The sequence below is a fragment of the Streptomyces sp. NPDC002643 genome (genome assembly GCF_053592555.1).
Genome location: NZ_JBSFVY010000006.1, coordinates 219,544 through 231,926 on the forward strand (window position 1 = coordinate 219,544; position 12,383 = coordinate 231,926).

A 12,383-nucleotide genomic window follows, 5' to 3' on the forward strand; every position below is an offset into this window, starting at 1 on the left:
GTACCGTCGTCACGAGTTGATGTTCGTGTACGACAGAGTGCGGGGGAGGCGGTCGGTGTGACCGAGGGCGGCGTGAGCGGTACGACAGCGGTGGAGCCGGAGATGGGGGCGGCGTCGGCGGCCACCCGCGCGGGTGCGGACGCGGCGGCGCGGGTCTCGTGGGTGCCCGGGTTCGGCAGGTGGCCCGTGGAGGGGTCACCCAAGGACGAGGGCAAGGCGTTGCGCGAGCGGGTGCCGCGCGCCGCGCACGCCGAGCTGACGCTCACCGACGACCGGCCGAACGCGGTGACTGCGGTCGAGGAGTCCAACCGCGGCCGTATCCCCGCCCTCACCCCGATAAGGGTCGGCCGGATGACCGCCAGCCCGTTCGCGTTCCTGCGCGGCGCGGCCGGACTCATGGCCCACGATCTGGCCCGTACGCCCATGACCGGGATCGGCACCCAGATCTGCGGCGACGCCCACGCGGCGAACTTCGGCCTGTACGCGGACGCCCGCGGCGGCCTCGTCATCGACCTCAACGACTTCGACGAGACCGTGCACGGCCCCTGGGAGTGGGACCTCAAGCGGCTCGCCACCTCCCTGGTGCTCGCCGGCCGTGTCGGAGGCGTGGGCGAGGACATCTGCCGCAAGGCCGCGTACGACGCGGCGGGCGCCTACCGGCGCACCATGCGGCTCCTCGCCAAGCTCCCGGCACTCGACGCGTGGAACGCCATCGCCGACGAGGAACTGGTCTCGCACAGCGACGCCCACGATCTGCTGGGCACACTGGAGCGGGTCTCCGAGAAGGCCCGGGCCAACACCAGCGGCCGTTTCGCGGCCAAGGCGACCGAGCAGGTGGCGGGCGGCGGACGCCGCTTCGTGGACGCCCCGCCCGTGCTGAGCCGGGTGGACGACGCGGTCGCCGATGCGGTCGCCGCCTCCCTGGAGCACTACCTGACCACACTCTCGGAGGACCGCCACCCGCTGCTCGCCCGGTACGCCGTGCACGATGTGGCGTTCCGCGTGGTCGGCACCGGCAGCGTGGGCACGCGCTCGTATGTCGTGCTGCTGCTGGACCACCGGGGTGAGCCGTTGGTCCTCCAGGTGAAGGAGGCCCGCGCCTCGGCACTTGAGCCACACCTCGCGGCGGCCGGGTTCGACGTCCCCAAGGTGAGCCACGAGGGCCGCCGGGTCGTTCTGGGACAGAAGCGGATGCAGGTCGTCAGCGACATCCTGCTGGGCTGGACCACCGTCCACGGACTGCCCTTCCAGGTCCGCCAGTTCCGCAACCGCAAGGGCAGCGTCGACCCCGCGGAACTCTCCGCCGACCAGATCGACGACTACGGCCGTATGACCGGTGCGCTCCTGGCCCGTGCCCACGCGCACAGTGCCGATCCTCGGCTCATCGCCGGCTACTGCGGCAAGAACGAGGAGTTCGACGAGGCCATCGCCACGTTCGCCACGGTCTACGCCGACCGTACGGAGGCGGACCACGCGGATCTGGTGGCGGCGGTGCGGGCGGGGCGGATCGCGGCGGAGACGGGGGTGTGACGTGAGGGCACCTGCGGTGGGCTCGGCGACGGAGGGCTTCGATGGGGTTCCGTGGTGTGGCCTAGGCTGGGGCGGGTGACGACCCCGGAAGCCGATCAGTCCCCGTTCGACCGCCCCGCCGAGCCTGCTGAGCCCGTCGCGGGCGCGGAGTCCGCGGAGGGCGCCGAGTCCACCGAGTCCGGCGCGGGGGCCGGGTCCGTCGATGGAGTGGGTGCCGACGAGGCCGGCGACGGCGCCGGGGCCGATGAGGGCCACGGGGCTGATGAGGGCGGCTCGGTCGGCGGGGCCAACGTGGTCGGCGGGGCCGGTGAAGGTGGCGGGGCTCGTGAGTCTGCGGGGGTGGAGCGGCCCGAGGAGCGGTTGGAGCGGGCTGTCCGTGCGGCCGAGCAGGCGTTGATCGAGTTCGAGATCGCGGTGGAGACCTTCCGGGTCGAGGTGGAGAACTTCTCCCGGCTGCACCATCAGAAGCTCGGCCCCATGTACGCGCGACTCGACGAACTCGACGCCCAGATCGCCGAGGCGAGGGCCGCGCGGACCGGTGATCCCGAGGATCTGCGCAAGGCTCAGGAGGCGCGGGCGCGGGTCATGCCCATGCCGGGCGTGGAGGAGCTTTTCCACGGCTGGATGGACTCGGATGGGCTGTTCCCCGAGGCCGCGGCGATGCTCACCGATCAGCCGGTCCGGCCCCCTGAGCGGGTCCGGCCGAGCGACGAGGCCCGCAGGCTCTACCGCGAGCTGGTCCGCAAGGCCCACCCCGACCTGGCCCAGGACGACAAGGAGCGCGCGCGGCGCGACGAGTTCATATCCCGTGTCAACGCCGCGTACGGCCGAGGCGACGAGGTGCTGCTGCGGGAGCTGGCGGAGGAGTGGGCCGCGGGGCCCGTGCCCGAGGAGCGCAGGCCGAGTCGCAGCGAGGAGCTCTACGCCCGCCTCGAATGGCTCGCCCAACGCAAGGAGATGCTCTCCGTCGTCGCCCGGGACTTGGAGGAGGGGGCGATCGGCTCGATGCTCCGCCTCGCGCCGGACGACCCCGACCGCCTCCTCGACGAGATCGCCGAGCAACTGCTGGCGGAGGTCGCACAGCGGGAGGCGGAACTGGCGGGGTTGCTGGGGCAGGGGGCGCGGGGCGGCGAAGAGGGGTAGCCCGAGAGGGATGCCCGAGGAAGGTGGCCTGAGCAGGGTCGCCTGAGGAGGTCGCCTGATGAAGGGGTAGCGGAGTGGCAGCCGGGTGGTCGGCTCGGCCGGGTTCGTTGCCGATCTTCGGTGCTTCTCGGCGTATCTCGGTATATCTCCGTGTTCCCCGGTGATCCTCGTTCCCCGGTGATCTTTCGGCGGCCGGTCGGGGGTCGGCCGGCGGTCCGGTAGCGTCGGACGCATGCATCTTGGAGCTGGTGTGCCCACGGTCGAGGTCGCGGACCTCAAGGACGGCGACTTCCTGCTGGACGTCCGTGAGGACGACGAGTGGCAGGCGGGCCATGCCGAAGGGGCGCTGCACATCCCCATCAGCGAGTTCGTGGCGCGCTACGGCGAGTTCACCGAGGCGGCGCCGCAGGACGGCAGGGTTCATGTGATCTGCCGCTCGGGCGGGCGTTCGGCGCAGGTCGCCATGTATCTAGTGCAGCAGGGCATCGACGCGGTGAACGTCGACGGCGGTATGCAGGTCTGGGCAGCCGCCGGCCGCCCGGTGGTGGACGACAAGGGCGGGGCGGGGTTCGTCCTCTAGGGACGGATGTCGGGAAGCCCGCGGCATCGGACCTGGGCAGGCCGGAGCAGACGGGGCCAGACCGGGTCGTAGGGGCGCGCGGGAAGCTGGTGCGCGCCCTCACTGCCGGCGTGCGAGGCGCTCAGCCCAGTGGGTGGGCGGCCAGGAGGTCGCCGAGGGCCTCCTCGTGCGCCGCCGCGGGGCCGAGGGACAGTTCGAGGTGCTTGGCCCAGGCGTGGTAGCGGTGCAGGGGGTAGTCGACATCGGCGCCGAAGCCTCCGTGCAGGTGTTGCGCGGTCTGCACGACCCGGCGTACGCCCTCGGAGGCCCAGATCTTGGCGACGGCCACGTCACCGGCGGCGGGTAGCGCGCCCCCGGCGCCCGAGCTGATCCGCCAGGCGGCCTGCCACAGGGTCGCCTCCATCGCGCGCAGATCGATATAACGGTCGGCGGCCTGCACGGCGACGGCCTGGAACGTGGCGATCGGGTACCCGAACTGCTCCCGCTTGCCGGCGTAGTCGCTGGTCATCCCGAGCACCGCCTCCCCCAGCCCGAGCGCCAGCGCGCAGGTCCCGGTGGTCAGCAGCTCCCTCAGCCGTTCCCACGCGCCCTCCGCGTCGATGATGTACCGCGCGGCGATCCGGGTCGACTCCAGCCGCAGCTCGGCCAGCCGCTCGCCACTCGTGGAGACCTGCTCGGCGAGCGCGACACCTTCGTGGACCCGGGGGACGAGGGCGAGCACGACCTGGCTTCCGGAACCCGGTAGGTGCCGGGGCCCCTTGGTGACGGCTGTCGCGTCGGGCTCGGGCACCTCGGGGACGACGGTGGGCACGACCGTCGCCGGTACGACGACGAAGTCGGCGTCGTACGCCCACGGCACCCCTGTCTGCACGCCGTCCAGAACCCAAGCGCCGGCGTCCTCCCGCCGTGCGGTGACGGCGAGTTCGGCGGGGTCGTGGCCGGTGCGGCCGTGGGCGGCGACGGTCAGTACGGTCTCGCCCCGGCCGATCCGGGCCAGCAGCTCCGCCTTCAACTCCTCGCCGCCGTGCGCCTGTACGGCCACCGCGGCCGCGCTGCTCTCCAACAGCGGCACCCGGGCCAGTACCTTCGCCGACTCACGCAGCACCAGGCAGAGGGCGATCGCGTCCAGCCCCGAACCGCCGTACGCGGGGTCCAGCAGCAGGCTGAGCAGGTCCGCGTCGGCGAGCCTCGTCCACAGGGCGCGGTCGAAGTCGTCGGCCACGGCGCCCGGTACCAGAGAGGGGCTCGGCACCCCGTCCGGGGCGACCCCGGCGAACACCGCCCTCGCCGCCTCGCCCGCCGCCTGCTGCTCCTCGGTGAAGGTGAAGTCCACGGTTTTGCCCTTCCGTGTCGCCCGAGTCCCCGATGACGGGGCGTCAAGATAGAACAGGTTCTAGAAGAAGGGAATGGCGCTGTCGGCGAGGCACCCGATCGCGGAGATCGATCTACCGATCGTTCGGTCCGGGCGCTCGCCTTGGCTCAATGGTGGGCCATGCCGCCGTAAGGTGTCCCCCGCTGTGGATAACCTCGTGCGTGCTGTGTGATCGGTGTGACGATGTGACTGGTGTGGCCGATGAGGCTGTGCCGGATGGACACGGCTGAGTAAGTTCCGGTGGGTAGCGGACCGGAATCGGCAATCGGGGAGCGGGGCGGAATGGACGCGAACGACGAGGTCTCGAACGTCCGGCGCGAGCCGGACGAGCCCGAGGGCTCCGCCTCCCCGACCCCTGCCCCGGTGCAAACCGCGCAACCGGCGGAACCGGCAACGGAACCGGCCCCACCGGCCCCACCGGCCCCACCGGGCCGACCGGCGTCGCAGCCGACCACCGGTATCGCCGCGCTCCCCCTCCCGTACCAGATAGCCGTGGCGCTCGCGCTGGCCGTCGTCGCGGTGGGAGCGTGCGCGCACCTCGTGCTGGTGTTTCTGCATATCGCGCCCTCGAACACACTGACGAAGCAGCACGGTCAGGCGGTCGATGAATGGGTGTACCCGGAGTTCGAGCAGAACTGGAAGCTGTTCGCGCCGAACCCGTTGCAGCAGAACATCGCCGTGCAGGTCCGTGCCGAGGTCCGCACCTCGGGCGGTGAGGTCCGCACGACCGGCTGGTACAACCTGTCCGCCCAGGACGGCGCCGCCATCGACGGCAATCTCATTCCCAGCCACACCCAGCAGAACGAGCTGCGCCGGGCCTGGGACTTCTACGTCGCCTCGCACGACGCCGAGAACCGCGCCACCACCTCCCGGGGTGAGCTGTCCGAGCGTTATCTGCGTCGCATCGTGATGCTCCGTCTCGACCGCGAAGAGGTCGGCGGCGCCGATGGGGTCATCGACCGTATACAGGTCCGGTCGCGCACCACGAATGTGCGGCCGCCCGACTGGAGCGAGGAAACGGTGTCCGAGGAACCCGTTGTCCGAGAGCTGTCCTGGTGGACGGTGACCGACAGCGACCGTATGGCCGACGATCAGGGCGACGCCGACCGGACGGGGGCGAGCGCCCAGTGAGCTCACCGAACCCGAGCACCCTGAACGCGTCGAACCCGAGCACTCCCGCCGGTGCCCGGGCGCGGCTCTCCTCGGTCGTCGCCGGCGGCATCACCCGCCTCACGGACAATGCGCTCGGCCCCTACCAGAGCGCGATCATCCGTATCGGATTCTCGCTCACCTGGCTCCTGTTCCTGCTGCGCGAGTTCCCGCACCGCAATGAGCTGTACGGCCCCGACGGGCCCTGGAGCTGGGATCTCGCCCAGCGACTCACCGTGGACAACGAGGCGTTCACCGTCCTGATGTGGTCGGACAGCGCGGTGTGGTTCGAGATCGTGTACGCGCTCGCCATGCTGTCGAGCCTCATGCTGCTGCTCGGCTGGCGCACCCGTGTCGCGAGCGTGCTCTTCATGGTGGGCGTCCTGTCGCTGCAGAACCGCAGCGTCTTCATGGGCGACGGCGGCGACAACGTCATCCATCTGATGTCGATCTACCTCGTCCTCGTCCGCTGCGGCCAGGTCTGGTCCCTGGACGCCCGACGCGCCCGGCGCACGCGGGCGCGCGCCCTGCGCGAGGGCAAGGAGCCGGAGGACCGTGTCGGGCCGACCCTGTGGGCCGTGCTCGGCTTCGCCCTGCTCGTGGTGACCTTCGGCGGTCTGCTCAGCCTTGGCTGGCTGGTGATCTTCTGGGGCCTGTGGGTCGTGTACGCGCTGTGGTGGTTCGTGTGCCGCGTGGACCGGTACGGCAGGTCCCACAACGTGTTCGACATCATCGGCAACCTCGTCCACAACGCCGCCCTCTTCGTGATCATGGCCGAGGCCTGTCTGATCTACGCTGCGGCCGGCTGGTACAAGATCCAGGGCTCGCGCTGGCAGGACGGCACCGCCGTCTACTACCCGCTCCACCTGGACTACTTCTCGCCCTGGCCCATGCTCTCCGACCTGATGTCGTCGAGCGGCACGATGGTGATGCTGGCGACGTACGGGACGGTTCTCGTCCAGGTCGCCTTCCCGTTCACACTCTTCAACCGGCGCGTCAAGAACGTGCTGCTGGCGGTCATGATGACCGAGCACGCGGTGATCGCCTTGGTGCTGGGCCTGCCGTTCTTCTCGCTCGCGATGATCGCCGCCGACGCCGTCTTCCTGCCGACGCCCTTCCTGAAGCGCCTCGGCGGCTGGGTGTCACGCGCGCGTGCCCGCGTCGTACGCCGGGTGCTCCCGGGACGCGGCGGCGCGTCGCCGGACCCGGACGAGGAACGGGCACCGGCCGCGCAGCAGAAGCAGGACGCCGAGCAGGCGCACGTCGGTTTCACCGCCTGAACGACGCATAGGCTGCACCGTATGAACGACCCGGCGAGCGCGACACCAGCCGACGCGGCGGCGCCCGACGACCCGGTACGGGCCTGGCACCGGCGCGTCGACAACTCCGTGCTGCTGGACGGCTTCCACGCCCTCAAGCACGCCGTACGCTTCGGCGCCGAGGTCCCGGTGGCTGTCGCCGCCGACCGCGCGGCGGCACTCGCCCTGGCCGACGAGCTGGCCCCGGACGTACGGGACCGGCTCGCGGAGCTGCTGTGGGAGGTCCCGGAGGAGACGTACCGCACGCTCGTGCCGCGTCCGCACCCCACGGCGGTCGCCGCCTTGGCCGTACGCCCGGCGCGCGCGACCAATCTGGCGGCGCTCGCGCACACCCCGCGCACCGCCCCGGTGATCATCCTCGACAATCCGCGCAACCTGGGCAACGCCGGTGCCGTGATCCGGCTCGCGGCCGGTTTCGGGGCGACCGGGGTGGTCACCACCGGCACGCTGGACCCCTGGCACCCCACGGTCGTACGCGGTGGTGCGGGCCTGCACTTCGCGACCGCCGTGGAGCGACTGGAGGTGGCGGAACTGCCGCCCGGCCCGCTGTTCGCGCTGGACCCCGAGGGCGACGACATCCGGGGCGTGCAGCTCCCGGACGACGCCGTCCTCGCCTTCGGCTCCGAACGCAGCGGCCTGTCCGCCGAACTCCGCGCACGCACCGACCACTTGCTGTCCCTGCCGATGCGCCCCCAGGTCTCCAGCTACAACCTGGCGACGAGTGTGGCGATGACGCTGTACCACTGGAGTGCGACCGGGGGCGCGAGGGCCTGTTAGGGGGCCTCAGGAGTCCCGGCGTACTTCCACCACCCGGAAGCGGTTGGCCACGAACGCGCCGTCGCACAACGCGGCGTTCGCCGCCGGGTTGCCACCAGACCCGTGAAAGTCCGAGAACGCGGCCGTCTGGTTCACATACACGCCACCCGTGAGGTTCAGCGACAACTGGGCGCACTCCTCAAGGCACGCCTCCTCCACCGCCTCGGCCACCTCACCGGAGGTGGTGTACGCGCCGACCGTCATCGCGCCCTTCTCCCGGACCGTGCGCCGCAGCAGCTCCACCGCGCCCTGCGCCGAGTCGACCGCGACGGCGAACGACACCGGCCCGAAGCACTCGTTCATGTAGGCGGCCTCGTCGTCCGGCTTTGCCCCGTCGAGCTTCACGATCACCGGCGTACGCACCACCGCGCCCGGGAACTCGGGGTTGGCGATCTCCCGTGAGGCGAGGGCGACTTCGCCCAGAGCGGCGGCGGCTTCGAGGCGGGCCTTCACATCGGGGTTGACGATGGCGCCGAGCAGGGCGTTCGCGCGGGCGTCGTCGCCGAGCAGACCGCCGACCGACTTGGCGAGATCGGTGACCACCTCGTCGTAGGACTTGGGGCCCTCGTCGGTGGTGATGCCGTCGCGGGGGATCAGCAGGTTCTGCGGGGTGGTGCACATCTGGCCGCTGTAGAGGGACAGCGAGAACGCCAGGTTGGACAGCATGCCCTTGTAGTCGTCGGTGGAGTGGACGAGCACCGTGTTGACGCCGGCCTTCTCCGTGTAGACCTGCGCCTGGCGGGCGTTGGCCTCCAGCCAGTCGCCGAAGGCGGTGGAGCCCGTGTAGTCGATGATGCGGATCTCCGGGCGCACCGCGAGGGCCTTGGCGATGCCCTCGCCGGGACGCTCGGCGGCCAGGGCCACCAGGTTCGGGTCGAAGCCCGTCTCGGCGAGCACCTGGCGGGCGACCCGGACGGTGAGGGCGAGCGGCAGCACGGCGCGCGGGTGGGGCTTGACCAGGACCGCGTTACCGGTGGCGAGGGAGGCGAACAGGCCCGGGTAGCCGTTCCACGTCGGGAAGGTGTTGCAGCCGATGACCAGGGCGATCCCGCGCGGCACCGGCTTGAACCGCTTGGTCATCGTGAGCGGGTCGCGCTTGCCCTGCGGCTTGGTCCACTCGGCGTTGTCGGGGGTGCGGACCTGTTCCGCGTACGCGTACGCCACCGCCTCCATGCCGCGGTCCTGGGCGTGGGGGCCGCCCGCCTGGAAGGCCATCATGAACGCCTGGCCGGAGGTGTGCATGACCGCGTGCGCGAACTCGTGGGTGCGGTCGCTGATCCGCTTGAGGATCTCCAGGCACACCACCGCGCGCGCCTCGGCGCCCGCGTCGCGCCACGCGCGCTGCCCCGCCTTCATCGCCGGCAGCAGTGTGTCGATGTCGGCGTGCGGATAGGTGATCCCGAGCGCCAGGCCGTACGGGGAGGTCTCGTCGCCCACCCAGTCGTCGGTGCCGGGCTGGTCCAGGTCGATGCGGGTGCCGAGGAGGGCGTCGAAGGCGGCCTTGCCCTCGGCCATGCCCAGGCTGCCGTTCTCGCCGTACGCCTTGGGGTGCTCGGGGTGCGGGGACCAGTACGCGCGCGTGCGGATCGCTTCCAGCGCCTGGTCGAGGGTGGGCCGGTGCTTGGCGATCAGATCGGGCGCGGACAGTGCGGCGGCCATGCGGGACCAACTCCTCACGTCAGGAGCTCTTCTTTGAGCCCTGACCTGGGCAGGAACAGGCTGACACGGCTAGAGTAACCGAACGATCGGTCGGGACAAGGGGGCCTGCCCCTTCTGTGGAAAACCCTGTGCGGGAGGATCGCGGGCATGTCAGCACTTGACCTCAGCAGCCCCGTCGCCGTCGTCGGCACGGGCACCATGGGCCAGGGCATAGCCCAGGTCGCGCTGGTCGCGGGTCACCCCGTACGCCTGTACGACGCCGCCCCCGGGCGTGCCGCGCAGGCCGTCGAGGCGATCGGAGCCCGGCTCGACCGGCTCGTCGCCAAGGACCGACTGACGGGTGCCGAACGCGACGCCGCCCGCGCCCGGCTGGACGCCGTGGAGAGCCTCGAAGGTCTCGCGGACTGCGCCCTCGTCGTCGAGGCCGTCCTGGAGCGGCTGGACGTCAAGCAGGAGCTGTTCCGCGCGCTGGAGGACATCGTCGGCGAGGACTGTCTGCTCGCCACCAACACCTCCTCCCTCTCCGTCACGGCCATCGGCGGTGCCCTGAGGCTGCCCGGGCGCTTCGTGGGCCTGCACTTCTTCAACCCCGCGCCGCTGCTGCCGCTCGTCGAGGTCGTCTCCGGGTTCGCCACCGACGTCACATCGGCCACGCGCGCGTACGAGACGGCCCGTGCCTGGGGCAAGACCCCCGTCGCCTGCGCCGACACCCCCGGCTTCATCGTCAACCGCATCGCACGGCCGTTCTACGCCGAGGCCTTCGCGGTCTACGAGGCCCAGGCCGCCGATCCGGCCACGATCGACGCGGTCCTGCGCGAGTCGGGCGGTTTCAGGATGGGCGCGTTCGAGCTGACCGACCTGATCGGGCAGGACGTCAACGAGTCGGTCACCCACTCCGTGTGGCGGGCCTTCTTCCAGGACGTGCGCTTCGCGCCCTCGCTGGCCCAGCGCCGGCTCGTCGAGTCCGGCCGGCTCGGCCGCAAGACGGGACAGGGCTGGTACGACTACACGGACGGCGCCGAGCCGCCCGAGCCGCACACCGCCGAACCGGTCCGGCCGCCCGCGTACGTCGTCGCCGAGGGCGATCTGGGACCGGCCTGCGAACTGCTCACCCTGATCCGGGAGGCGGGCATCCCCGTACGGGAGGACGACGAGGACCACGGCACCCGGCTCGTCCTGCCGAGCGGCGGTCAACTGGCGCTCGCGGACGGTCAGACGTCCGTGGAGTTCCGGGACGTCGTCTACTTCGACCTGGCGCTCGACTACCGCCGGGCCACCCGGATCGCCCTGTCGGCCTCCCAGGACACCGCTCAGCAGACGCTCACCGAGGCCATCGGGCTCTTCCAGGCGCTCGGCAAGGCCGTCAGCGTCATCGGGGACGCCCCGGGAATGATCGTCGCCCGCACGGTGGCCCGGATCGTCGACCTCGCGCACGACGCCGTGGCCAAGGGCGTGGCCACCGAGGAGGACATCGACACGGCGATGCGGCTCGGCGTCAACTACCCGCTGGGGCCCTTCGAATGGAGCCGCAGAATCGGCCGGGTCTGGGCGCACGACCTGCTGGAGGAACTGCATCTGCGGGAACCCTCCGGCCGCTACGCGCCCTCTCTGGCGCTGTATCGCCATGGACACGCTGCCGAGAAGCGGGAGGGCACCTCATGACCACGGCCAAGCGTGACACCTACACCCCGGAATCGCTGCTCTCCGTCGCCGTCCAGGTCTTCAACGAACGCGGCTACGACGGCACGTCCATGGAGCATCTCTCCAAAGCGGCGGGCATCTCCAAGTCGTCGATATACCACCACGTCGCCGGCAAGGAGGAGTTGCTGCGCCGGGCCGTCAGCCGGGCGATCGACGGGCTCTTCGGCATCCTCGACGAGGACCACGCGCGCGTGGGGCGCGCCGTGGAGCGCCTGGAGTACGTGGTGCGACGCATGGTCGAGGTCCTCGTCACCGAACTGCCCTACGTGACGCTGCTGTTGCGGGTGCGGGGGAACACCGCCACCGAGCGCTGGGCCCTGGAGCGGCGCCGCGACTTCGACCACCGGGTCGCCGAGCTGCTGAAGGCCGCCGCGGCCGAAGGCGACGTACGCGGCGACGTGGAGGTGCGCCTCGCCACCCGCCTCGTCTTCGGGATGATCAACTCCATCGTGGAGTGGTACCGCCCGGACGGCCGTGGCATGGGCGAACGCGAGGTCTCCGACGCGGTCGTCCAGGTGGTCTTCGGGGGGCTCCGCAGGGAGCAGTGATGCTCATCGGCCGCCCTGTGCGGCTCACCCCTCCGGTTCCACGTCCTCCTCCTCGAAGACCAGCAGGGTGCGGGTGCTCAGGACCTCCGGGATGGCCTGGAGTTTGGTGAGGACGACCTCGCGCAGGGCTCTGTTGTCCGGGGTGTGCACCAGCAGCAGGACGTCGAAGTCGCCGCCCACCAGGGCGATGTGAGCGGCGCCGGAGAGCTGGCGGAGTTGTTCGCGGACCGTGCGCCAGGAGTTCTGCACGATCTTGAGGGTGATGTAGGCCGAGGTGCCGTTTCCGGCGCGTTCGTGGTTCACGCGCGCCCCGAAGCCACGGATCACGCCGTCCTCGATGAGGCGGTTGATACGGGCGTAGGCGTTGGCGCGGGAGACATGGACGCGTTCGGCGACGGACCGTATCGAGGCGCGGCCGTCGGCCTGGAGCATGCGCAGGATGTCCTGATCTATGGCGTCCAGCGGTCGAGGGGGTGGCAGGGCCGGGCCGTGCTCCGGCGGCTCGGCCATTTGTTCAGGTGCCATGTTCCCCCGCCTCCCTACCATGGACGTACTGCGTTCATTGC

General features: G+C 71.1%; 11 protein-coding genes. 8 read left to right on the top strand and 3 right to left on the bottom strand.

Annotated features, from left to right (window positions below):
- Positions 1-102 precede the first annotated feature (102 nt).
- The 3 genes from ACWD4G_RS11620 to ACWD4G_RS11630 all read left to right on the top strand — a co-directional run bounded on the left by ACWD4G_RS11620 (position 103) and on the right by ACWD4G_RS11630 (position 3,253).
- Positions 103-1,530, top strand: coding sequence for a DUF2252 domain-containing protein (locus ACWD4G_RS11620; RefSeq protein WP_451292646.1), 1,428 nt, complete (start codon positions 103-105; stop codon positions 1,528-1,530).
- A 75-nt stretch (positions 1,531-1,605) separates the two neighbouring features.
- A complete protein-coding gene (locus ACWD4G_RS11625) occupies positions 1,606-2,673 on the top strand; it encodes a J domain-containing protein (protein ID WP_451292484.1) in 1,068 nt (355 codons plus the stop codon).
- Between the two features lie 250 nt (positions 2,674-2,923).
- Complete coding sequence (locus ACWD4G_RS11630) at positions 2,924-3,253, top strand: rhodanese-like domain-containing protein (protein ID WP_451292647.1); 330 nt, start codon at positions 2,924-2,926, stop codon at positions 3,251-3,253.
- Between the two features lie 121 nt (positions 3,254-3,374).
- On the opposite strand, the gene ACWD4G_RS11635 is transcribed toward ACWD4G_RS11630, so the two are convergent.
- Positions 3,375-4,586, bottom strand: coding sequence for an acyl-CoA dehydrogenase family protein (locus tag ACWD4G_RS11635; RefSeq protein WP_451292485.1), 1,212 nt, complete (start codon positions 4,584-4,586; stop codon positions 3,375-3,377).
- A 321-nt stretch (positions 4,587-4,907) separates the two neighbouring features.
- Here ACWD4G_RS11635 and ACWD4G_RS11640 point away from each other — a divergent pair, with 321 nt between their 5' ends.
- From ACWD4G_RS11640 to ACWD4G_RS11650, 3 genes are read left to right on the top strand one after another with little or no spacing between them, the layout of a single operon-like run.
- A complete protein-coding gene (locus ACWD4G_RS11640) occupies positions 4,908-5,756 on the top strand; it encodes a DUF5819 family protein (RefSeq protein ID WP_451292486.1) in 849 nt (282 codons plus the stop codon).
- Positions 5,753-7,054 carry an HTTM domain-containing protein gene (locus tag ACWD4G_RS11645; RefSeq protein WP_451292487.1) on the top strand — a complete coding sequence of 434 codons (1,302 nt, stop codon included), beginning with the start codon at positions 5,753-5,755 and terminating at the stop codon, positions 7,052-7,054. The genes ACWD4G_RS11640 and ACWD4G_RS11645 overlap by 4 nt, the downstream gene beginning before the upstream one ends.
- 21 nt (positions 7,055-7,075) lie before the next feature.
- Entirely contained in the window at positions 7,076-7,870 is a 795-nt protein-coding gene (locus ACWD4G_RS11650; protein WP_451292488.1) for a TrmH family RNA methyltransferase, read from the top strand.
- A gap of 6 nt (positions 7,871-7,876) precedes the next feature.
- Here ACWD4G_RS11650 and paaN read toward each other — a convergent pair whose 3' ends face one another.
- The gene (gene paaN, locus ACWD4G_RS11655; protein ID WP_451292489.1) at positions 7,877-9,568 is read right to left on the bottom strand and encodes a phenylacetic acid degradation protein PaaN; all 1,692 of its coding nucleotides are present in this window, start codon (positions 9,566-9,568) and stop codon (positions 7,877-7,879) included.
- 147 nt (positions 9,569-9,715) lie between these two features.
- Between paaN and ACWD4G_RS11660 the strand changes: the two genes are divergently transcribed.
- On the top strand, positions 9,716-11,230 hold the full coding sequence (locus ACWD4G_RS11660; RefSeq protein ID WP_451292490.1) for a 3-hydroxyacyl-CoA dehydrogenase: 1,515 nt from the start codon (positions 9,716-9,718) through the stop codon (positions 11,228-11,230).
- Positions 11,227-11,817 carry a TetR/AcrR family transcriptional regulator gene (locus ACWD4G_RS11665; protein WP_451292491.1) on the top strand — a complete coding sequence of 197 codons (591 nt, stop codon included), beginning with the start codon at positions 11,227-11,229 and terminating at the stop codon, positions 11,815-11,817. The genes ACWD4G_RS11660 and ACWD4G_RS11665 overlap by 4 nt, the downstream gene beginning before the upstream one ends.
- Before the next feature lie 24 nt (positions 11,818-11,841).
- Here ACWD4G_RS11665 and ACWD4G_RS11670 read toward each other — a convergent pair whose 3' ends face one another.
- Positions 11,842-12,327 (bottom strand): Lrp/AsnC family transcriptional regulator, encoded by a 486-nt coding sequence (locus ACWD4G_RS11670; protein WP_451292648.1) that lies wholly within the window; start codon positions 12,325-12,327, stop codon positions 11,842-11,844.
- Positions 12,328-12,383 lie beyond the last annotated feature (56 nt).

What these genes read in the sequence shown, in the direction of transcription:
- ACWD4G_RS11620 (WP_451292646.1), top strand. Translation starts at nt 103, where the DNA reads ATGGGGGCGGCGTCGGCGGCCACCCGCGCGGGTGCGGACGCGGCGGCG.
- ACWD4G_RS11640 (WP_451292486.1), top strand. Translation starts at nt 4,908, where the DNA reads ATGGACGCGAACGACGAGGTCTCGAACGTCCGGCGCGAGCCGGACGAG.
- ACWD4G_RS11650 (WP_451292488.1), top strand. Translation starts at nt 7,076, where the DNA reads ATGAACGACCCGGCGAGCGCGACACCAGCCGACGCGGCGGCGCCCGAC.
- paaN (WP_451292489.1), bottom strand. Translation starts at nt 9,568, where the DNA reads ATGGCCGCCGCACTGTCCGCGCCCGATCTGATCGCCAAGCACCGGCCC.
- ACWD4G_RS11660 (WP_451292490.1), top strand. Translation starts at nt 9,716, where the DNA reads ATGTCAGCACTTGACCTCAGCAGCCCCGTCGCCGTCGTCGGCACGGGC.
- ACWD4G_RS11665 (WP_451292491.1), top strand. Translation starts at nt 11,227, where the DNA reads ATGACCACGGCCAAGCGTGACACCTACACCCCGGAATCGCTGCTCTCC.
- ACWD4G_RS11670 (WP_451292648.1), bottom strand. Translation starts at nt 12,327, where the DNA reads ATGGCCGAGCCGCCGGAGCACGGCCCGGCCCTGCCACCCCCTCGACCG.